The sequence below is a fragment of the Paenibacillus sp. DP01 genome (genome assembly GCF_044784315.1).
Lineage (GTDB): Bacteria > Bacillota > Bacilli > Paenibacillales > Paenibacillaceae > Paenibacillus > Paenibacillus polymyxa.
Map to the genome: position 1 here is coordinate 3,860,083 of NZ_CP173059.1, position 20,348 is coordinate 3,880,430.

Below are 20,348 nucleotides of genomic sequence, written 5' to 3' on the forward strand. Positions count from 1 at the left end.
CCCGTCGAAACCCGCTTATTACATTCAGAACACAGGGTTCCTATCTGTTTCGGAAATCTCTTATACTTCAACTCTATGAACGGAGAACAATTACTAGAACACAAAAATCTCTATCTACAGGACAAGCCCATCCCTTTTTGAAAGAGATAGGCTACCTGTTAAATAGAGATTTTTGTGCCGTGTCTTAGAAAGATGGTTTTGCTAGCCTTTCATTAATGCGTATAAGCGGCGACATTGTCGGGATCAACAGCTTCATGTAGAGCTGCGTTCAAACCGGTCGCAATGATATTCGCGATATCTTCAATAAATTCATCGATCTCTTTTGGAGTCACAATCAAATCATGCCCCAGCGGTTGAAGTACCTCTCTCACCAGCCCGAGTCTCTCAGGTTCTGAAATATCATCCAACATTCCCAGAATTACTTTGGTAGAAGCCTTTTCTTTGGTAAAATGCGTTTTCATCAGTTCGATTACATTATTGACGATGGTCGAAGCATAGCATACCGTTGGAACGCCGATAGCAATACACGGAACCCCCATAATATCCTTGGTGATACCGCGGCGCTTGTTGCCAATACCTGAACCCGGATGTATTCCGATATCCGCCACCTGGATGGTCGTATTGACACGCTCCAGTGAACGTGACGCCAAAGCATCAATAGCAATAATCAGCTCTGGTTTTGTGCGGTCCACAATACCTTGAACGATCTCACTGGATTCGATTCCCGTGATACCAAGAACACCCGGCGCAATCGCACTCACATCCCGATATCCAGGGTTGATCTGATCAGGTGTCAGTTCAAAATATTGACGGGTGACCATTAAATTTTCAACGACAAGCGGACCCAGCGAATCAGGAGTAACGTTCCAATTCCCCAGCCCTACCACCAGCACCCTTGCCACCTTAGAGATCCCTATTTTTTGTATAAAATGCTCCATTTCTTTTGCAAAGGCAATGGCTACCCGTTGTTGGAGTCCAGTGTCGCCTTCACGCAAGCCAGGTACTTCGAGCGTAACGTAATGCCCTTGTACCCGCCCAATACGGTTGGCTCCTTCCTCATTTAATACATCCAGCCGCGTAATTTTAATCCCGTTATCTTCCTCCACATTCTCATTTATACCCGTCAGCGGGACAGTCTGATTCCGTTCTGCCAGCTCTCTTGCCTCTAATGCCAAATCCGTGCGTACCGCATACTTCTGCAAATCCAGATCCATCTGTTAAACCTCCTTATATACCATCTCTGGCTATAGTGTGCGAGACACCCAACAGGTTTATGCACATCCATTTTCATCCTGTAATTTGCATCGTCTTAGAATGTTTTCTTATTGCAATTTGGGGTGTGGCATGCTAAAATATTTTAAGTTGTGAAACGTTTGTGTTCATAAGTAATGCCTTTACAGGAGGTGAATGTAATGCCAAACATCAAATCCGCTATCAAACGCGTTAAAACTAGCGACAAACGCCGTGCGTTGAACGCTTCCCAAAAATCCGCGCTTCGTACAGCAGTTAAAGCTGCCGATACAGCGTTGGTAGGTAACGAAGCTGAAGCTGCTGCTGCTGCTTTCAAAGTGGCTTCCCAAAAGCTGGACAAGGCTGTAACTAAAGGTCTGATCCACAAAAATGCAGCGGCTCGCAAGAAATCTCGCTTGGCGAAAAAACTTAACGCTCTTACAGCTCAAGCGTAAGCACGAGCTACTTTTATACGTTAATGAAAAAATCCTGACCAGCCTTGGCTGATCAGGATTTTTTAGTTTATAACTTTATGAGATTAGATTGAAGCGCCTGCCCCCATTTTCATTAAAAACAGTTCCAGTCCCAGCACCTTGTCAACGACACCTGTCTTCATATGATAGTCCAGTTCGCCCAGTTCATAGAGAAGCTGGCGTAGCTGCTCAGAACGGAAGCGTCGTGCTTGATCCCCTGCAACTTTCACCCCATAAGGATGCAAGCTGAGCTGACTCGCAATTTGTTGCTGAGAATAGCTTTGACCTGCCAGCTCTTTGACCTGCAACATAATACGAAACTGCCGTGTGATCAAAGCTGCTATCTTGATGGGTTCTTCTTTTTGCTTAAGCAATTCATAAAAAATACTGAGCGCCTTATCCAGCCGCAAATTAGCCAGATCCTCGACCATCGCAAATACGTTCTGCTCTGTATTACGAGGCACAAGGGATTCAATGTCAGCGGATGAGATCGTTCCCTGCGCTCCTGCGTACAAGCACAGCTTATCTATCTCGGCTGCCAAGGATTGAAGCCCGACACCCGTGTATTGAATGAGTCTCTCAGCCGCTCCTGCTGCCAACTGCACTTCTCTTTCTGCTGCACGCTTATGGACCCAAGCCACAAGATCATCTCCACCCATAGGGGCGAAAGCAATAACTGAGGCATCACTTTTCAGTTTCTTGACGATCTTTTTCCGTTCATCCAACTTTTCAGCCTGAACCGTAAAAACGATGACGCTATAGTCAGTCGGGTTATCCATGTAAGTCAACAGCGTCTCAAGACGGTGCTCTATTTTGCCGTTATCTTTGCCTGCTGCAAATACACTGGTATCCCGTACAATAATTAGCTTCTTTGGCACCAGAAAAGGCGCTGTTTCTGCGTCCTCTACAACCACCTCAATTGGCGTCTCGGTTAAATCATAAGAACTAATGGCGAAGTCACGATGCTCCTCCTCGACCACCTTCTCTTTTAGCATCTCAACAAACTGCTTCATTTGATATTTTTCATTGCCATATAACAGATACACTGGCGAAATATCACCTTTACGAATAGCCTTAGAGGCTGTTTTTACATCCATTTTCCGTTCCCCCCACCCACTGATCGTACCTGACATCCGACCGGAAGGCAAGTCATGACACAAACAAAGGGACCCCACCTTTAGGCAGAATCCCTTCACCACCATCTATATCAACACGGCAGCAGAAAGCTCTAGAAACTTTCGGCCGTCGGGATACGACGTCGGTTCATATAGTTTATTCTCTGTTTCTAAAAAGTGTGCCACTTACGAAAACTATTTTCCAGTGCCACGCGGAACGGTGTACGTATATTTACTTGCAGTCCCATCCTGCTCTGTCTCATACATAAAGGTCTGGCTGTCATCTGACCAGCTTCCTTTGACCCAAGCACCCTTCAGGGTACGGACTTCCAGTGTTGTTCGGTCTACACCGTTATCGGAAAGCTTATACACTTTCAGCTTTTTGCCCTCAATAGCCACCGCATAGCTACCATCAGGCGAGTTGAACTGATCTGTAGAGGCCGACTGGGCACCATAGGTGGAAGCATTATTACTGTCCGGAGAGACCAGCGAATTAGATACAAAGCCTTCTCTACGAACCGGGTCTTGTGACACCGATGATTGCTGATCATTAGAATCGGCATTGCTGCTATCCGCCCCTAAAGAGTTCCCCGCATCCTTGGTGACACTTTTGGATGTCGCATCTTTCGACGTTTCATTTGAGGCAATTCGACTCTGTACCTTTAATTCCTGGCTAAGCGACGAAGATGCATCATTTGTACTTGTATCATCGCTATTATCCTCCTGAGCGGTACTCGTACCCGCTAAAGGTGCCTTTTCCATTTTCGGATCCAGCTGTTCATCAGGAGCAATCGTGGGTTGATCAGATTTTTTCTGTCTTAGCTGTTTGTCATCGGATGTAGGAGCATCTGCAGGCGAGTCATCCTTTGTCGCCTGACGATCGACGTTCGGCTGTCCCTGCTTTTCATCCTGATGGGATGAATGCTTAGTCGGTGCAGACTTTGTTGAAGGTTCCTCGCCAGCTTGCTGGTCATCGACCTTCCCAGCATCCTGTTTGGAAGGATTCTTTTCGCTATCTGAACTGTCTGTTCCCTGGTTGCCCAGGTCAGGTTCCTTATCTGCAGGTGTCAGAGAGGAATCAGCACCTTGTCCCTGTTCAGATGGCTGCTTGGTCGATTCCGCTCCAATGGCTGCATCACGTCCTCCACTCCCATTGGTCGTACCTGGAATTTCCGTCTGAGTCTGCTGGCTTGTCACCTCGGGTGACTGGGATGTAAGTATACCTTCCGCATCCTGCACTGTTTTAGGCTCAAAGTTGAATACTACAATCCCCAGTACAACGGCAGCGGCAGCCACGCCCATGGCAGCACGCCCTCCCACCCTGTTCCACCAAGGTATAGGCTGAGTACGTTGTCTAGGCCCTGCTCCAGACTCTGGATCAGCAGCTACAGGCTGCATTTCCTGAAGCGCGCTTCCCTGCTCTTCACGTGCGCGGTCAATGGCATCAAGCTGAGGCATGATGGAATCCACCAGGCTGAACGCCGGGGAAACCGCAGGCAATTCCTCCAGCTCGCGAGAGAGTGTCTGAAGAATATGGAATTTTTCCGCACAGTCCGGGCAAGTCGCAATATGGTTCATTAATTGGGACGTCTCTTCTTCGCCCAGTTCATGATCCACATAACGCTGCATCCAATCCATCACCTCTTCTCCACACTTCATCCTGATACACCACCTTTCTGATATTCCTGAAGTAGCCCTTGCAATTGCTGTCTTGCACGATACAAGTATGACTTGACCGTATTTAGCGGCAAATCCAGAGAATCGGCAATCTCGTTATAAGAGAAATCCTGCAAATATCTCAGGACAATTACCGTCCGGTGGTGTTCCGGGAGCTGTTGTATAGCCTCACGAACATCCTGTGCCATGTAAGAGGTTAACACCTCAACCTCCACGTTTTGGGGGTCGTTAAATATCATGTCATGCTCGTCAATGGAAACCGAAGGCTTTGTTCTTCTGAATTTGTCGATGCATATGTTCGTTACAATGCGCTGGACCCAGGTTTTAAACTGTGCTTTTTCCTCATAAGAGTTAATTTTGGAATATATTCGTATGAGGGCTTCTTGTGAAGCATCCATGGCGTCCTGCTCATTATTTAGAATGTAATATGCCGTACGGTACACATGCTGTTCTATCTCTCTTAATAGGGTAATGAGAGCGTCGCGATCGCCCGATTGAGCGGCTCGGATGAGTCCCTGCTCTACCACAAAGGATCCCCCTCTCCCTGCAATATTACAGACGTATCCCTTTTGCAAATTGTTGCAGGATAGACGTCTGACGCTAATTTTATTTTTTTAATAAAAAAAATTATAACAAAATGCCCAGAATCCCCATTGTATCCTCCCTTAGAATAACAGAAAAAGGGAAGGTAGTCACCTTCCCTCAGCCCCTACATACATCTAAATACTAGACCTATTAAACTGCATGAAACATTTTGTCACTTCTTAGAAATCAGAAAATCAGATATGAGTTGTAATCGATAAGATAGAGCAATCGGATCTTGAAAATAAAAATCGTCGATTAAGAATTGATATACCTTATCTGATTTAACGGCAGGCAGGTTCTTGGCTGTTACAAGCCTGCTTTTTTGTAGTTGAAGATGATTTTAACAAAATCATTTTGAATTCGTCTGTTCACGTCTGCGTTGATACCGAACACTCAGCTTACCTTGCTGCGCACGAATCTGCACCTCTCCCATTGTATCTGTTCGATATATGGCAGAATCAACCTCCGCCAAACGTTCCAATACTGCTTGATTCGGATGTCCATAAGTGTTGCTTGCACCAACTGAAATGACGGATACTTTCGGCTGCCAATAGGACAACCACTCTTCCGAGGTGGAATACTTACTTCCGTGATGTGCCACTTTCATAACGTCTACAGCTTTCCTTGCAGCTCCTATTGCTCCCTGAGCTTTCACATGGGATGAAGAATGGGTTAATTCAGAAATCAACAGCGACTCTGCGGCATCATCCATATCTCCTGTGAATAAAAACGAGACCCCCTCCATCTCTAAAATCATGGCAACGGAATAATGATTCTGTTCCTTCATAACAGGCAACTGCCCAGATTCGTTCTCCTCCAGCTTAAACGGATAGAGAAAGCGAATTGTCGTATCCCGGTCTGGTTCCCACTCCATGCTATGATGTGCACCGTACAGCTTGATCTGCTTGTTCAAAGCCGTGTTTAACAACTTTCGAAATGGAGCTTTGTCTGTTAGGGTACCATTAAAAAACAAGGTGGTTACGGGAATCTGGTCAAATATAGCCTGTAGTCCTCCGGCATGATCATGGTCTCCATGCGTTAAAATGACAGCGTCCAGCCGATGCACCCCACGTTGCTTTAGCAAAGGGACAATCGTATCCGCGCCAACCTCGTAGGGATCTGTACGCTTGCGCCAAGCATTTTTCCCTGTTGCAAAGTCCATCGTACCCCCGCCATCTACCAAAATATGTTTTCCTCCCGGCGTTGTAATTAAAATGCTATCACCTTGGCCCACATCCAGATATTGAACAACTCCCGTGTTTCTTTCACTAGGAGATTGGTACCCTATACATAGTATGCCAAGCCAGACAATACCACTTAAAGCCAGTGCCACATGACGATATCCATCCCACTGTCGATGCGCAAATTTCCCTGCACCCTTCGGTTCATGATCCGTTTGCAAAATAGCCGCCCACTCGGCAGAAGCCGCTAGTCCTGTATGCACAGGTGAAGCTATGGGATTAGATTTCACATCGGAGATGTCGCCTGTTTGCCTTCGAGATATCAACCATGTTTTGAGCCAGTACAGAACGCTGTACAAAGCTGCGTAATATGCCAGAACCCACAGAATAGAAGAAGACGGCCAAATACTCACATAAGCATCATCCACATTCATCCATTTCACAAGCGAAAAGGTTAGATCGTTTAATTGCTCCGCTGGCCACGCAAGGATGCGAGCCCCCTCCCCCCATAAAAAGGCCATTCCCATTGCCACCGTACCTAGTGGAAGCACGATATATGTAATTAGGGGGACAAGTAAAAAATTAGCCGCAAATGATAATATCGAAAATTGATTAAAGTAGAACACCGTCATTGGAAACGAAACAAGCTGTGCCGTAATTGTGATCGCAACTTCACCACCGATCAGGAGGGGCCATTTGGCGAAAAACGGCTTCATAAGCGGCATATATATGAGCAACCCACCTGTCACCAAAAAGGAAAGCTGAAAGCTGACGCTAAGCAGGTAGTATGGATTCCATAGCAGCATAAGCAACGCAGATACACTTAAAATATTAAGTCCGTCTTTGAGCAACCCTCGCCGAGCTGCAAACAAGCCGATCATCGCCATAATCCCTGCTCTTACAACAGAGGGAGAAGCACCTGTCAGCAGCACATAAGCCGGAATCAGTACCATCACAATCGTAAGGGAGGTTTCACGGCTAACTCGTAACAGCTTGAGTAAATATAATAATGTGGCCGCATATACCGCCACATGCATACCTGATATCGCCAAAATATGCGTTAAACCAAGCTGCGTAAATTCATTATACGTTGCTGGGTCCAGCTCATCTGTAACCCCAAGTATCAGACCTTTCATATATCCTGCGTGAAGAAGTGATGTAAAAGCAGATTCCATTTTCTGACCTAACTGCTCTCTAAGCTGATCATTCCATCTCAATAATGTGTAGCGGTTCCACAGTGAAGCCTTCTGCCTCTGTAACGAGGCGGCTCCAGCCCCCTTGATAAGCCAGTGAATTTCCTGCGTGTGCAGGTACTCACTGTAATCAAAGCTACCAAAGTTCCCCGCTTTTGCTGGTGCCTTTAAGCTGCCACGCAGCAGGATTGCATCCCCACGCTGCCATGCTGCCGCAAGTTGCTGTTCCTGCTTCGCAGCCAACTTGATATGAACAATGACCTGTTCAGAAATAGACCCCCGATGTTCATCCTTATTGGAAGGACTAGCAAAGTGATGAATTGAAGTAACTCTCATCTCAAACTGCGCACGATCACCATCAATCTCAACTTCTGAAGCAATAAACCCTGCTGCTTGAACAGGCATGTCTTCTATGACAGAAGAAGATACATGAAGTGCACCAGGAATACTGCTCACGTTATGCGTATCATGCCAAAACCAATGAAATCCACCACCACTCAATGCAATCCATAGCAATACCATATGTCGGCTAGGAATTTTCATCAATAAAGCTATAAGCGGGAAAACCAAAGTAATTCCCGCCCACAGCACCAAAAGTATACGTCCCGAATACAGACACGCTCCCGCACTTCCTATAATCCAACAAACAGTGAGGCTTAATATAGGCCTAGTAAACACAAGTTGGGCTTGAATACAATCACCTTCCCATTAGCAAACATTGCTTTCTGTCAACACACAAAACAAAAAAAGAACCCCTGACAAAATAACATTGTCAGAGGTTCTTCCTCGTTATTGTTTAATCCTTAACATCCATCAGCGTTTCCTGCGGTGGATGATAAGTCTCCAGCATGCGAAAGGCGATTCCCTTTTCCTCCATCATAGCTCGAACCTTGTCGGCATCTTTTGGATAAGGTCGGTGATATACAATCTCCACAATGCCGCTGTTCGCCAGCATATTGGCACACGTCCAGCACGGCTGGTCGGTGACATATACTGAGGAGCCTTCACGGTCAATCCGGTCAGTAAACAGCAGCAGGTTCTGCTCCGCATGAATAGTGCGAATACAACGCTGCTTCTTAACCATTTCCTCCCGTCCATCACGGTGAACGACCTCATATTCCTCCGAGATCATACAGCCTGCCTCAGAACAGTCAGGCACCCCGGATGGTGCTCCATTATAGGCCGTCCCCAATAGCTTCTTACCTTGCACAAGTACGGCTCCAACATGACGCCGCGAGCAGCGCGAGCGGGTGGATACCATATAAGCGATATCCATGAAATAGGTGTCCCAGTCCTTGCGTACATCTGCACTCATTTCCATCTCTCCCGTATAAACAAGTTAAACGTAAAACATATCCGTTACAGCCACTCTCAAAGCCTACACCGTAAACTTAAATAAGTTATAAGCTAACATACGGCTTCATTTTCGCTAACATTTTAGCTCCGATTCCCTTTACATGATCCAAATCGTTCACACGTTTGAACAGCCCGTGCTGATTACGATAGTTCAAAATAGCCTCGGCCTTTTTAGCCCCAACTCCCGGCAGCTCCATTAACTCGGCAGCAGTCGCTGTGTTAATGTTCACCTTTTTTTCACCGGAAACGGATGGAGTAGCCGAATCATTCACCGTATTTGTCCTACTCGTCGTTGCAGCATTCGAACTGGCAACAGCTGTGTCTGATCTCGAATCCGCAACATCTGACTGCTTTACGGTACTTGAATTCCCCGCCATGGAGTGTTCAGAGTTTTCACTTAAATCAGCAGATACACCCGTAGAACTCTGCTTAGTATTATGCTTCACATTGTCAACAGCTTCGTCATTCGCACTGCGTTCAGCTTGGTCTGAAGCCTCTTTTACAGCATGCTTTCCTTCGGCATACTCACTGCTGCGCTGTGACTCAATTGGCTGCGACTCTATCGCCAAAGCCTGCTCCACCTTATGGTTAAGCAAACTCCACTCTTCTTGTGGCTCAGTTCGCTGCCCTCCAGCAAACAAAATAAGTCCACTCCCGATTACAGCAAGCGTTATTGCCGTTCCTGTCCATACGCGTTTCATTTTTCGTATCGTCCCCTACTCCACATGGATTTCGAGAATTTTGAGCCGACTGAAAACACCGTCTCAATTAAACAGAGCAAGTCTGTTCAATTCCCGTTAAACCGGAGGTTGTAAACACCTCCATACGGTATCGCTGTGAGTATTTATACACAAGGGTGGTACGACCCCAGGCACGATCTAATGTGCTCAGACATAAAATTCGTCATGTCGGCCAAGACCAAGTGCATACACTAAGAAGAATGACAGCACAGCGTCTATACCGCAAAGTATGAAAGGAGGACGTTGAACAATGAAAGTTGGATTTATCGGGACTGGCAGCATGGGAAGTCTGCTAATCGAATCTTTTATTCATTCGGACGCACTCAAACCGCAGCAAATATTAGCAAGCAACCGAACGTATTCCAAGGTAACCGAGCTAGCCCGTCGTTATCCAGGTTTGCATGCAGCCCAAAGCAACCGTGAGACGGCAGCGGAAAGCGATATCCTATTTATCTGCGTGAAGCCGCTGGAATCAAAAACCGTAACGGATGAAATACGCAATGTCATTACAGAAGAGCAGATCGTCGTTTCTATCACAAGTCCAGTACAGATCCGTATTTTGGAGCATGCACTGAAAGCCAAGGTGTCCAAAATTATTCCGAGTATCACTCACCAGATTGGAAGCGGAGCCTCACTGTGCATCCATGGAAACCGGATTACAGAGGAGGATCGCTCCCTTCTGGAAGAGCTTATGTCCCACATCAGCAGGCCAATTCGGGTTAAAGAGTCTCACACACGGATCACATCGGATTTTTCGAGCTGCGGCCCTGCTTTCTTGGCCTTTTTTATGGACCAGTGGATTCAAGCCGCAGTTCAAGCTACGGGTATAGACCGTACAGAACTATGCGCATTGGCCGGTGAAATGATCATCGGCACTGGAAAGCTGCTCACGGAAGGCGGGATGACACCAGCCGAGTTACAAGCAAGAGTAGCGGTTCCCGGAGGTATAACCGCTGAAGCTCTTGCGTTGTTAGACATCAGCCTGCATAGTGTCTTCCCTGAGCTAATACGGGTCACGCACAACAAGTATGAAGAGGACATGCAAAAGATAGATGCCTCCTTCGGCTTAAAGCCGATTAACCGGCAACAATATTAACCAGCTTACCCGGAACAGCAATTACCTTGCGAACCGTTTTACCAGCCAGTGCTTCCTGAACGCTGTCCAGCGACAATGCAAAAGTTTCCATCGCTTTGGCATCAAGATCTTTGGCAATCGTTGCACGCTGTACGATTTTACCATTCATCTGAATGACAATTTCCACTTCAGCGTCTACCGTCCATGCTTCATCATAGGCAGGCCAAGCCGCGTAGGTAATGCTCTCGTTGTGTCCCAGCAGCTGCCACAGTTCCTCGGCTAGATGCGGTGCAAGCGGCGACAGCATTTGCACGAAGTTTTCCATCGCTGCACGCGGCAGAAGGTCTGCTTTGTATGCATCATTGGTGAAGATCATCAGCTGGCTGATCGCTGTATTGAAACGCAATGCATCCAGGTCCTCGGTTACCTTTTTCAGCGTTTTATGCCAGGTCCGTTTGAACTCGTCGCTACCGCCGTCATTTTTAATTTTTTCGTTCAGGCTACCATCCTCGGAAACAAACAGGCGCCATACGCGGGACAGAAAACGATGCGCTCCCTCTACCCCATTCTCATTCCATGGCTTGGTCGCTTCCAGCGGCCCCATAAACATCTCATAAATACGCAGCGTATCGGCGCCAAACGTATTTACAATATCGTCAGGATTGATGACATTACCGCGTGATTTACTCATTTTTTCATTATTGTTGCCCAGAATCATACCCTGGTTGACCAACTTATAGAAAGGCTCTTTCGTTTCCACTACGCCGATATCATACAGCACCTTGTGCCAGAAACGGGCATACAGCAAGTGAAGAACCGCATGTTCCGCTCCGCCAATATACAGGTCAACAGGCATCCATTCGCGCTGTTTCTCTTTGGACACAAGCTCTTTATCATTTTTTGGATCAATAAAGCGCAGGTAGTACCAGCAGCTTCCTGCCCATTGCGGCATCGTATTTGTCTCGCGACGTGCTTTCATACCTGTTTCAGGATCAACGGTTTCTACCCAATCTGTCGCATTCGCCAGTGGGGATTCACCTGTACCTGAAGGCTTGATATTGTCCATCTCTGGCAGTACGAGCGGCAGTTGATCCTCAGGAACTGTTTTAATCGTTCCATCTTCTAGATGAATTACTGGAATCGGCTCGCCCCAATAACGTTGGCGGCTGAACAGCCAGTCACGCAGACGATAGGTTACTTTGCCCTGCCCCTTACCCTCAGCTTCGAGCCATTCAATCATTTTCGGAATAGCTTCCTCATTGGTAAGTCCATTCAGCAGGCCTGAATTGACATGCGGACCATCCTCGGTGTATGGCTCTTTGTCCACGTCTCCACCTTGAACGACCTCAGTGATTTTCAATCCGAACTTCTTGGCAAATTCCCAGTCACGTGTATCATGGCCCGGTACTGCCATAATTGCACCTGTTCCGTAGCCTGCCAGTACATAGTCGGCAATCCAGATTGGCAGCTTTTCGCCGTTCACCGGGTTCACTGCATAAGCTCCTGTGAATACGCCTGTTTTATCTTTGGCCAGATCCGTACGCTCCAGGTCACTTTTCCGAGCAGCTTGTTCACGATACTGTTGTACAGCGTCCTTTTGCTCAGGTGTAGTGATCATATCCACCAATTCCTGCTCTGGGGCCAGCACACAGTAGCTTGCACCGAACAATGTATCTGGACGGGTTGTAAATACTGTGAGTTGTTCGTCATAGCCTTCAATTGGAAAATGAACCTCTGCCCCGGTAGACTTACCAATCCAGTTCCGCTGCATATCCTTAATGCTTTCGGACCAGTCCAGTTCCTCCAGATCGTCAAGCAAACGATCGGCGTATTCCGTAATTTTCAGCATCCATTGACGCATGGGTTTGCGGATAACCGGATGGCCGCCACGTTCACTCTTACCATCAATTACTTCTTCATTCGCCAGTACCGTTCCCAGTGCTGGGCACCAGTTCACGGGCACTTCAGCTACATAAGCGAGGCCACGCTTGTACAGCTGGATGAAAATCCACTGTGTCCATTTGTAATAATCAGGATCAGTTGTGCTGATTTCACGATCCCAGTCATATGAAAAGCCAAGTGATTTGATTTGACGGCGGAAGTTATTTACGTTCTTCACCGTAATTTCGCGTGGGTGCTCGCCTGTATCCAGCGCATGCTGTTCGGCAGGCAGACCAAAGGCGTCCCAACCCATCGGATGCAGTACGTTGTAGCCACGCATTCTTTTATAACGTGAAACAATATCTGTAGCTGTATATCCCTCCGGGTGGCCTACATGCAGACCAGCTCCAGACGGATACGGAAACATATCCAAAGCATAAAACTTCGGTTTACCCGGTTCTTCCCCAGTGCGGAACGTTTTGTTCTCATCCCAATATTTCTGCCATTTTGGTTCAATACTTTGCGGTTGATAGCCGTGCTTCGGCTGTGTGTCTGTCATTGTCTTTTCCTCCTCAAACGGTATGCAACAAAAAAACCTCTGCATCCCGTAGCGTGTCAGCGCTAGGGACGAGAGGTTATATTCCCGTGGTACCACCCTAGTTAGCAGAAAGCGTTCTTCGCATTCTACTCCCTTTGCACCTGATAACGGAGGTGATCCGATGCGTATTAATAACAGGACACTGACACCTATATAGGTGCTTTCCTGCGTTGGACGCATATCTCCGAGGCGAGTTCGCTTTGCACTGTCAACCGGCTTGCACCACCCGCCGGCTCTCTACATGTCCAGACAAAACTACTATTCCTCATCAGCGATTATTTAACCGTTAATAATGGCACTATTATATTGAAAACCGCGAAAAAAGTCAAATAAGGACTACATTTGATACGAAGCGCCATCTTCATACTAGTTGTCCATGACACATGAATACGAATGTTTTATAATAACTCCAAGTTGCAATGGTTCAAGTTGAGATGAGATAAGAAAGGTGAGTGGAGACATGGCACAGATTAAAATTTTCGGGACAAAAGAAAAGCTAAATCCGATCAAAAAGCAACTTTCAGAGGTGATTCACTCTGCCGTGGTGGATGCGTTCAATTATCCTCCAGAAAAGAGGTTTCATCGTTTTTTTCCTATGAATCATGAAGATTTTATATATGCAGATGGTCGCTCCGACGCATACACCATTATTGAAATCAGTATCTTCGAAGGCAGAACGACAGAAGCTAAGAAGCAACTCATCAACCTGTTATTTCAAAGAATTAACGATCTTTTGGGTATTTCTCCACAGGATCTTGAAATTACTATATTTGAAACCCCGAAACAGAATTGGGGCATTCGGGGTGTACCGGGTGATGAACTTCAGCTGAACTATAAAGTGAATATATGAGAGCAAAAAGACGCCCTTCATGACTTCATGAAAAGCGTCTTTCTTTTTCTATATTAGCTCAATGAATCCTAGCTATTTTACAGCGACATAAAAAAGTCTCGCCGCGTCATCTGCTGCTTCTACCCATTCAAAATCTGCATATACCTTCACATCACGAAAACCCGCTTTGGACAATTCTGCCTTCATCCAGGCTGGATCATAAGCACGCTGTACATGAATTTCCTCAAAACGCTGGTACAGATCGCGTCCTTCATGTTCTGCTTTCGCAAAGATACTGAGATGATGCTCAATTTCACAACGGGGAGTGTCCAATGCGCATGTCCAGATATACGAAATAGAGCGTTCATCCAGTACGAATGGTTGTTCTTCATCATAACGCAAAAATGTCTGGGGATGATGTACATCAAACAGAAAGGTTCCACCAGGCTTCAGACCAGCATACGTTCTGCGAAAAGTAGAAATGATATCTTCTTCCTCAAGTAAATAATTCAGGCAATCGCAAAAAGAAATGACAGAATCCACGGGCTCCGGTAAAATCCATTCTCGCATATCCTGCTGTATCCAGCGAACGCTCCCCTCACGAAACAATCGCTGCCCTTGAGGAGTAGTTTCCATTTTGCGACGGGCTACTGCCAGCATGTCAGAGGACAAATCGATGCCAGCCACCTCGAAGCCTGAGTTAACCAGTGGAATCGTAATTGAGCCCGTTCCGCAGCCCAGCTCGGCCACTGTATGTGGCATACCGTATCGATCCCAAGCCTGCCGTGCAAAGCGCAACCAGTCCGGGTACGGCATGTCCTGCATTAGCTCATCATACACATAGGCAAACTTGCGGTAAGAAGCCATCTTTATTCCCCATTCCCGTCCTTCGGTTTAGGCATCTTCTCCACCAGGTAGGTCCAGTTTTCTTTTTGTGTAACCAGCCCTTCCTTCATCAGCTTGCCCATCGCACGCTTGAAGGCGGATTTACTGATACCAAACCGTTGCTTGATAATATCCGGCGGCGTTGCGTCAGAATATGGCATACCGCCACCCGGACGTTCCTTCAGAAATGCAATCAACCGATCCGCATCCTCATCACGGCCTACTTCCTTGCGTGGCGACATCGCCAGATTGACCCGACCGTCTTCACGAACAAGCGTGACCCGTACCTTAACCTCCTCGCCCAAGCGAAGCATGCGGTTACGTTCCGACGAATGAATCATTCCTATTGCACCAAAACCAAGCACACCCCCGTCCACCAGGACGAATGTGCCCATCTGAAGCGGCTTGTACACCGTCGCCTGCACCCATGTATTAAGCCACGAACTAGGAGCATGGAAACACAATGGAGCCAGTTCCTGCTCCCCTGCCAGCTTAGCTCGCAGTCTGCCTTGTTTGTCATGTTCCATAATGGCATACACGTAGTCACCCACCCGAGGATGCAGATCACGGTTTTCTGGCAACTCACGAATCGGCAGCAAAAGTTGGCGCCCCAATCCCATCTCCAGGAAGCATCCCAACCGCGGATGCACATCGGCCACCTCAAGCTTGGCCATTTCCCCCAGAGACAAGAACGGCTTTTTCATAGTTGCAGCCAAACGGTCCTCTGTATCATGGAAGATAAATACCTCCAGCCGTTCACCTACCTCGATTTCACGAGTAAGCTCGGTATAATGCAGCAGAACATCCTGCTCACCGACGGTAAGAAAGTAGCCGAAAGGAGATACCTCACGATCCACCATAATGGTGACATAAGTACCAGCGATCAAACTCATACCTTCTCCACAACCTTAGCATCCGACCAGAGTCGCTCAATGTTATAATATTCGCGTTCGTCGCGATGGAAGACATGCACTACGACATCCCCCAAATCCATTAGAACCCAGCGAGCGGAATCCATTCCTTCGATTCCTTTGATGGCTACACCTTCATCATGAGCGCGTTTGCGAATTTCTGTTACAATCGCCTGTACTTGTGTATCCGAATTACCATGGCAAATTACAAAGTAATCCGCGACTAGCGATACTCCACGCAAATCCAGTGCGACAATATTCATTGCCTTTTTATCATTAGCGGCCTCAACCGCCGTTTGCATTAATTTCTCATTCGTTAGGGTCATTCATGAACCTCCGTTTTTTTCTGTTTTAGCTGTCGAATCAAGTCATTGCGCGACAAGACCGTCAGCGGAAAAATAACCTTTTGCTTTTCCAGCAACAAAGAAATCGTAGAATCAAATCCAGCGATAAGGCCCTGCTCCAAACTTTTCTTTGCCTGTTTACGAATATGTTCAACCCCGGGAAAATCCCGCCCCGGTTCGATGTAATCAGCCAGACACACGACTTTATCCAGCAGGCTCATACCTACGCGGCCTGACGTATGCCAGCGGATCGCATTCCTTATTTCCGGATCATCCACTCCGTAATCTCTTGCCGCGACGCAGTACCCTACCTCTGAATGCCAGAGCTGCTTGTCATGCTCCAATAGCGCCTGATCACATTCGGGATAGTTACGAATCACTTCCTCCATCTGCTGAACAGGCCAATATTTCGCTACATCATGCAAAATAGCCGCCAGTTCTGCCTTATCCGGGTCTGCTCCATAACGCTTCGCAAGCTCAACAGAGGTATGCATAACACCCAGCGTGTGCTTCCAGCGTTTTTCAGGCATCTGGCCTGATACGACTTCCATTAGCTGCTCACGGCTGTACTTCATACAAACCGCCCCTTGTAATATAGTCATGAACACGATCAGGCACAAGATAACGAATAGTGCGGCCTTCTGTCACACGCTCCCGTATATCCGTCGAAGAAATGTCCACCACTGGCATATCCGCCAGCAGTACCTTGTCCTGCAAATAATATGGCAACTCATCCAGCGCAAGCTCGAAGCCCGGTCGCCGCACCCCAATAAAACAAATCCGATGCGCCAATTCCTCAATCCCCTGCCAATGAGGCAAGTAGTTCACCATATCTGCACCAATAATAAAATAAAAATCTACAGCAGGATGCAGCTCCTGAAGCTTCTTGATCGTGTCAATGGTATAGGATACCCCCCCGCGAAGCACTTCAATATCCAGCACTTCAAAAGCAGGATGACCCGCCACCGCTTCACTCGTCATCTCCAGACGCTCCTTGCCGCTTGCCCCCGCTTGATGCTTGTGCGGAGGAATATGAGAAGGCATAAACCATACTTGATCCAGCCCATAGGCATCTCTTGCCGCTTCTCCAGCCAGCAGATGTCCAATATGAATGGGATCAAATGTACCACCCATAATACCGATTTTCATAATTTTCTCCCCGCGTATTATCCTCTAGGCAACTCGATTTGCTTATGATCACGAGATTCCTTGTACAAAATAATGGTGCTCCCAATAAGCTGTACAAGCTCGGAACCCGTCTCTGCTGCCAGTTCTTCCGCAATTTCATGTTTGTCGTCTAAACAGTTGTTCAAAATTTGTACTTTCATCAGCTCACGCTTTTCAATCGCATCATTGATGTGACGCATAAGATGCTCATTCGTACCGTTTTTACCTACTTGAAAAACTGGGTCCAAATGATGCGCCATGGAGCGCAGATATCTTTTTTGTTTACCTGTTAACATGTATATTTAACCCCTTCGTCGCCACATATACAATGCGGCATTTCCATAATTTTAATGTATATCCGACTTACGTTAGGCTTCTCAGCACAGCCGCTCTCATTTGGTCTACTGCAGGGGCCACTCCCGTAAAATACTCAAAAGCCACTGCCCCTTGGTACACAAACATGCCTAAACCTCCATGTACAGTGCAGCCACGCTGTTCACGACTTTCGCGTAAAAGCCTCGTTTCCAGCGGGTTGTAGATCAAATCGCTCACAATGATTCCCTGCGGAATCAGATTCGTTTCCAGTGGAAGCTCATCAGATAAAGGAGACATTCCCACCGAGGTTGTATTAATCAATACATCCACTGTCATGAGCACATTCTTGGCTTCCTCGTTGGAATAGCCCATTACTGGAATTGCTTCTGTCGTCCACTCCAATGCCAGTTGTTCAGCTTTGTCACGAGTTCGGTTCAGAATAATGACCGATTCAGGTCGCTCCTCCAACAAAGCATGAATCACGCCCCGAGCAGCCCCACCGGCTCCTAGAACAGCAATTCTTGCACCCTTTAACTCAACAGAAGTCTCTTCTTTAAGGGAACGCACATAGCCAATTCCGTCCGTATTATAGCCCTTGAGCCGTCCATTGTCATTCACTATCGTATTGACAGCGCCGATGAGCCGGGCCCCTTCATCAATCTCATCCAGATATTTCATAACCTCAACCTTATGGGGAATCGTCACATTGACTCCGCGGAAATGCAAAGCCCGAATCCCCTTCACAGCATCCTCCAGCTGATCCGGTGTGACATGAAGAGGTACAAAATCTCCCTCAATCCCCGCTGCCTGTAAAGCTATTTTATGCATAAGAGGCGATTTGGAATGCTTGATCGGATCACCCAATACGCCCAATAGTACAAGATCTCGTTCGGTCGCTCCAGACTCCCCGCTGTTCATCGTTGCTCTCCCCCATATTGCAAAATATTAGGCCGCTCAAATACATGAATGGCGGCAGGAACCCGTATGTGTTCCTTGCCGCCCTATAGCTTGGTTACAGCATTGTTAAATCAACGCAGGCCGCAAAAGCACACGGACTCCCCGAGGAGCATGAACCGCTACCAGAGCTCCGTTCTCACTATTCACCCTAATCCATCCCAAACCGGATATATAGATGTCCGATGGAGATTTGCGTGGAACGCGGAACTCATGTCTGGTCCATTCTGGCATCTCTGCCAATTGATCGCGTGTTGGTGGAGACAATAGCTCCCCGGCATGATCAGCGAACAACTGATCAGCTCGCTCCAGCTTCGTGCGATGTATTTTAAGACCACCGTTAATGTAGCAGGTAAAAGATTGGTGCTGACCGTCTACAAAATCAAATCGGGCCATACCGCCGAAAAACAATGTTTGTCCTGCATCAAGCTGATATGCAGCAGGCTTCAGCGGCTTGTCCGGCATAATAGCACTCAAGTCCTGACGGGAGACAATTTCACTGAACCGCCAAGGGTACACAATACCCGGAGTATCAATAATGTGCTTGCCGTCGTCGAGCGGAATATTCACCATATCGAGTGTAGTTCCTGGGTAACGGGATGTTGTGAGTTCCTGCTCCATATCGCTATAATCACGAATCAAGCGGTTAATGAGCGTGGATTTACCCACATTTGTGGCTCCGACTACATATACATCACGGTTACCACGCAGTTCAGATACCACATCCAGCAGACGGTCAAAGCCCTGATTTTTTTTAGCAGAGCACAGTACGATTTCTTCCGTGCGTAGCCCTTGCTCCTTCGCTTGCTTTTGTACCCAGTTACGTACCTTGTTCCAGTTTGTGACCTTAGGCAACAAATCAGTCTTATTGACTGCCAGTACAACCGGATTCGAACCTACAAAACGCTGTAGGCCGGAAATCAAGCTACCTTCAAAATCAAAAATATCTACAATGTGGATGACGAGCGCATCCTTGTCCCCAATCTGACTAAGCAGCTTCAAGAATTCATCTTGATCTACCGTCACCGAAGAGGTTTCATTATAGTTTTTGATCCGGAAGCAACGCTGACAGATGACCGGTTCACGAGTTAATAATTTTTCCGGAATATATCCCGGAAGGTCCGGGCTAGTGGTCTGCATGGCGATACCGCAACCACTACATTTGACGGCAGTTCCACCGTCAGGTCTTTCAGTCATTCTTCTTTTCCTCCTCAAGCCATAAGCCTTTCTTACGTAACCTTGTGAGCGCGATTCGCTCCAACCGTCGATTAAATCGGGTCATGACTCCTTCATCATGAATGGATATCGGCAGCACCAAAACGGTATGCAAACCCATTCGGTTGCCTCCCAATACGTCCGTCAACATTTGATCCCCGACCATAATAGTCTCTTCCGGAGTAAGCCCCATCATACGAATGGCTCTACGAAAGGACGAGTTGGATGGCTTCCGGGCGGCATGTATAAATTCAATGTCCAAAGGCGTAGCAAACACGGATACACGGTCCATATTGTTATTAGACACGATGACAAGCTTAAAACCCGCCTGTTTGACCTTTTCAAACCAGGCCACCAGCTCGGGAGTTGCGTTCGGCGCTTTTGCACCGACCAGCGTGTTATCCAGATCCGTAATAATGCCGCGATATCCTTGAGCATACAAGCCTTCAAGATCAATATCAAAGACGGTATTCACCCGTAATTTGGGCATCAGCATTTCAAACAACGTCGGTCACCTCAGTTTCATACGACAAACTATACCATATTACTATGGCTTAGTAAAAAGCTATCCGCAACAAACGGACAGCTTTTTACTAAACATATAGATTAAGATTAAAAATTGCG

Annotated in this window: 20 protein-coding genes and 1 other annotated feature; of the genes, 3 read left to right on the top strand and 17 right to left on the bottom strand. The window is 47.1% G+C overall.

From position 1 onward, the window contains the following. Nucleotides 1–212 precede the first annotated feature (212 nt). Nucleotides 213–1,214, bottom strand: a complete 1,002-nt coding sequence (gene gpr, locus ACH59B_RS16860) for a GPR endopeptidase (RefSeq protein ID WP_031461814.1) — start codon at nt 1,212–1,214, stop codon at nt 213–215. Between the two features lie 198 nt (nt 1,215–1,412). Between gpr and rpsT the strand changes: the two genes are divergently transcribed. Continuing rightward, a complete protein-coding gene (rpsT, locus tag ACH59B_RS16865; protein WP_013372187.1) occupies nt 1,413–1,685 on the top strand; it encodes a 30S ribosomal protein S20 in 273 nt (90 codons plus the stop codon). A gap of 83 nt (nt 1,686–1,768) precedes the next feature. Here the strand turns inward: rpsT and holA are convergent, their stop codons facing one another. From holA to ACH59B_RS16895, 6 genes are all read right to left on the bottom strand, one after another. Beyond that, a complete protein-coding gene (gene holA, locus ACH59B_RS16870) occupies nt 1,769–2,800 on the bottom strand; it encodes a DNA polymerase III subunit delta (protein WP_017428180.1) in 1,032 nt (343 codons plus the stop codon). A 213-nt stretch (nt 2,801–3,013) separates the two neighbouring features. After that, the gene (locus ACH59B_RS16875; protein WP_017428181.1) at nt 3,014–4,477 is read right to left on the bottom strand and encodes an anti-sigma factor; all 1,464 of its coding nucleotides are present in this window, start codon (nt 4,475–4,477) and stop codon (nt 3,014–3,016) included. Then, nucleotides 4,474–5,022 (bottom strand): RNA polymerase sigma factor, encoded by a 549-nt coding sequence (locus ACH59B_RS16880; protein WP_013311184.1) that lies wholly within the window; start codon nt 5,020–5,022, stop codon nt 4,474–4,476. Before ACH59B_RS16880 ends, ACH59B_RS16875 begins: the two co-directional genes overlap by 4 nt. Before the next feature lie 407 nt (nt 5,023–5,429). Then, entirely contained in the window at nt 5,430–8,048 is a 2,619-nt protein-coding gene (locus tag ACH59B_RS16885) for a ComEC/Rec2 family competence protein (RefSeq protein WP_404302184.1), read from the bottom strand. 202 nt (nt 8,049–8,250) lie between these two features. After that, the gene (locus ACH59B_RS16890) at nt 8,251–8,769 is read right to left on the bottom strand and encodes a dCMP deaminase family protein (protein ID WP_016821629.1); all 519 of its coding nucleotides are present in this window, start codon (nt 8,767–8,769) and stop codon (nt 8,251–8,253) included. Nucleotides 8,770–8,854: 85 nt separating this feature from the next. Beyond that, nucleotides 8,855–9,511, bottom strand: a complete 657-nt coding sequence (locus ACH59B_RS16895) for a helix-hairpin-helix domain-containing protein (protein WP_045244372.1) — start codon at nt 9,509–9,511, stop codon at nt 8,855–8,857. A 289-nt stretch (nt 9,512–9,800) separates the two neighbouring features. On the opposite strand from ACH59B_RS16895, the gene comER reads away from it, so the two are divergent. Continuing rightward, nucleotides 9,801–10,646: a late competence protein ComER gene (comER, locus tag ACH59B_RS16900; RefSeq protein ID WP_016821631.1), complete on the top strand. Its 846-nt coding sequence runs from the start codon at nt 9,801–9,803 to the stop codon at nt 10,644–10,646. On the opposite strand, the gene leuS is transcribed toward comER, so the two are convergent. Continuing rightward, nucleotides 10,627–13,065 carry a leucine--tRNA ligase gene (gene leuS / locus ACH59B_RS16905; RefSeq protein ID WP_016821632.1) on the bottom strand — a complete coding sequence of 813 codons (2,439 nt, stop codon included), beginning with the start codon at nt 13,063–13,065 and terminating at the stop codon, nt 10,627–10,629. The genes comER and leuS overlap by 20 nt on opposite strands. A 61-nt stretch (nt 13,066–13,126) precedes the next feature. Then, nucleotides 13,127–13,385 (bottom strand) — a binding site (T-box leader). A gap of 179 nt (nt 13,386–13,564) precedes the next feature. On the opposite strand from leuS, the gene ACH59B_RS16910 reads away from it, so the two are divergent. Beyond that, nucleotides 13,565–13,954: a tautomerase family protein gene (locus ACH59B_RS16910; RefSeq protein WP_019688081.1), complete on the top strand. Its 390-nt coding sequence runs from the start codon at nt 13,565–13,567 to the stop codon at nt 13,952–13,954. 72 nt (nt 13,955–14,026) lie between these two features. On the opposite strand, the gene ACH59B_RS16915 is transcribed toward ACH59B_RS16910, so the two are convergent. From ACH59B_RS16915 to ACH59B_RS16955, 9 genes are all read right to left on the bottom strand, one after another. Further along, a complete protein-coding gene (locus ACH59B_RS16915; RefSeq protein WP_025365379.1) occupies nt 14,027–14,800 on the bottom strand; it encodes a class I SAM-dependent methyltransferase in 774 nt (257 codons plus the stop codon). Nucleotides 14,801–14,802: 2 nt separating this feature from the next. Further along, nucleotides 14,803–15,711, bottom strand: coding sequence for a S1 RNA-binding domain-containing protein (locus ACH59B_RS16920; protein ID WP_016821635.1), 909 nt, complete (start codon nt 15,709–15,711; stop codon nt 14,803–14,805). After that, entirely contained in the window at nt 15,708–16,055 is a 348-nt protein-coding gene (gene rsfS / locus ACH59B_RS16925; protein ID WP_013372199.1) for a ribosome silencing factor, read from the bottom strand. Before rsfS ends, ACH59B_RS16920 begins: the two co-directional genes overlap by 4 nt. Then, entirely contained in the window at nt 16,052–16,648 is a 597-nt protein-coding gene (gene yqeK / locus ACH59B_RS16930) for a bis(5'-nucleosyl)-tetraphosphatase (symmetrical) YqeK (RefSeq protein ID WP_016821637.1), read from the bottom strand. The genes rsfS and yqeK overlap by 4 nt, the downstream gene beginning before the upstream one ends. Next, nucleotides 16,632–17,222: a nicotinate-nucleotide adenylyltransferase gene (gene nadD / locus ACH59B_RS16935; protein WP_025365380.1), complete on the bottom strand. Its 591-nt coding sequence runs from the start codon at nt 17,220–17,222 to the stop codon at nt 16,632–16,634. Before nadD ends, yqeK begins: the two co-directional genes overlap by 17 nt. Before the next feature lie 17 nt (nt 17,223–17,239). Next, entirely contained in the window at nt 17,240–17,536 is a 297-nt protein-coding gene (gene yhbY, locus ACH59B_RS16940; RefSeq protein WP_013372202.1) for a ribosome assembly RNA-binding protein YhbY, read from the bottom strand. A gap of 67 nt (nt 17,537–17,603) precedes the next feature. After that, the gene (gene aroE / locus ACH59B_RS16945) at nt 17,604–18,473 is read right to left on the bottom strand and encodes a shikimate dehydrogenase (protein WP_016821639.1); all 870 of its coding nucleotides are present in this window, start codon (nt 18,471–18,473) and stop codon (nt 17,604–17,606) included. Between the two features lie 105 nt (nt 18,474–18,578). Continuing rightward, nucleotides 18,579–19,706, bottom strand: a complete 1,128-nt coding sequence (gene yqeH, locus ACH59B_RS16950) for a ribosome biogenesis GTPase YqeH (protein ID WP_019688083.1) — start codon at nt 19,704–19,706, stop codon at nt 18,579–18,581. Beyond that, on the bottom strand, nt 19,699–20,229 hold the full coding sequence (locus tag ACH59B_RS16955; RefSeq protein WP_013372205.1) for a YqeG family HAD IIIA-type phosphatase: 531 nt from the start codon (nt 20,227–20,229) through the stop codon (nt 19,699–19,701). The genes yqeH and ACH59B_RS16955 overlap by 8 nt, the downstream gene beginning before the upstream one ends. Between the last annotated feature and the right edge of the window lie 119 nt (nt 20,230–20,348).

Excerpts from the sequence above, each read along its gene's own strand:
- gpr (WP_031461814.1), bottom strand. The coding sequence starts at position 1,214 with ATGGATCTGGATTTGCAGAAGTATGCGGTACGCACGGATTTGGCATTA.
- rpsT (WP_013372187.1), top strand. The coding sequence starts at position 1,413 with ATGCCAAACATCAAATCCGCTATCAAACGCGTTAAAACTAGCGACAAA.
- holA (WP_017428180.1), bottom strand. The coding sequence starts at position 2,800 with ATGGATGTAAAAACAGCCTCTAAGGCTATTCGTAAAGGTGATATTTCG.
- ACH59B_RS16875 (WP_017428181.1), bottom strand. The coding sequence starts at position 4,477 with ATGAAGTGTGGAGAAGAGGTGATGGATTGGATGCAGCGTTATGTGGAT.
- ACH59B_RS16890 (WP_016821629.1), bottom strand. The coding sequence starts at position 8,769 with ATGAGTGCAGATGTACGCAAGGACTGGGACACCTATTTCATGGATATC.
- ACH59B_RS16895 (WP_045244372.1), bottom strand. The coding sequence starts at position 9,511 with ATGAAACGCGTATGGACAGGAACGGCAATAACGCTTGCTGTAATCGGG.
- comER (WP_016821631.1), top strand. The coding sequence starts at position 9,801 with ATGAAAGTTGGATTTATCGGGACTGGCAGCATGGGAAGTCTGCTAATC.
- leuS (WP_016821632.1), bottom strand. The coding sequence starts at position 13,065 with ATGACAGACACACAGCCGAAGCACGGCTATCAACCGCAAAGTATTGAA.
- ACH59B_RS16910 (WP_019688081.1), top strand. The coding sequence starts at position 13,565 with ATGGCACAGATTAAAATTTTCGGGACAAAAGAAAAGCTAAATCCGATC.
- ACH59B_RS16915 (WP_025365379.1), bottom strand. The coding sequence starts at position 14,800 with ATGGCTTCTTACCGCAAGTTTGCCTATGTGTATGATGAGCTAATGCAG.
- ACH59B_RS16920 (WP_016821635.1), bottom strand. The coding sequence starts at position 15,711 with ATGAGTTTGATCGCTGGTACTTATGTCACCATTATGGTGGATCGTGAG.
- rsfS (WP_013372199.1), bottom strand. The coding sequence starts at position 16,055 with ATGACCCTAACGAATGAGAAATTAATGCAAACGGCGGTTGAGGCCGCT.
- yqeK (WP_016821637.1), bottom strand. The coding sequence starts at position 16,648 with ATGAAGTACAGCCGTGAGCAGCTAATGGAAGTCGTATCAGGCCAGATG.
- nadD (WP_025365380.1), bottom strand. The coding sequence starts at position 17,222 with ATGAAAATCGGTATTATGGGTGGTACATTTGATCCCATTCATATTGGA.
- yhbY (WP_013372202.1), bottom strand. The coding sequence starts at position 17,536 with ATGTTAACAGGTAAACAAAAAAGATATCTGCGCTCCATGGCGCATCAT.
- aroE (WP_016821639.1), bottom strand. The coding sequence starts at position 18,473 with ATGAACAGCGGGGAGTCTGGAGCGACCGAACGAGATCTTGTACTATTG.
- yqeH (WP_019688083.1), bottom strand. The coding sequence starts at position 19,706 with ATGACTGAAAGACCTGACGGTGGAACTGCCGTCAAATGTAGTGGTTGC.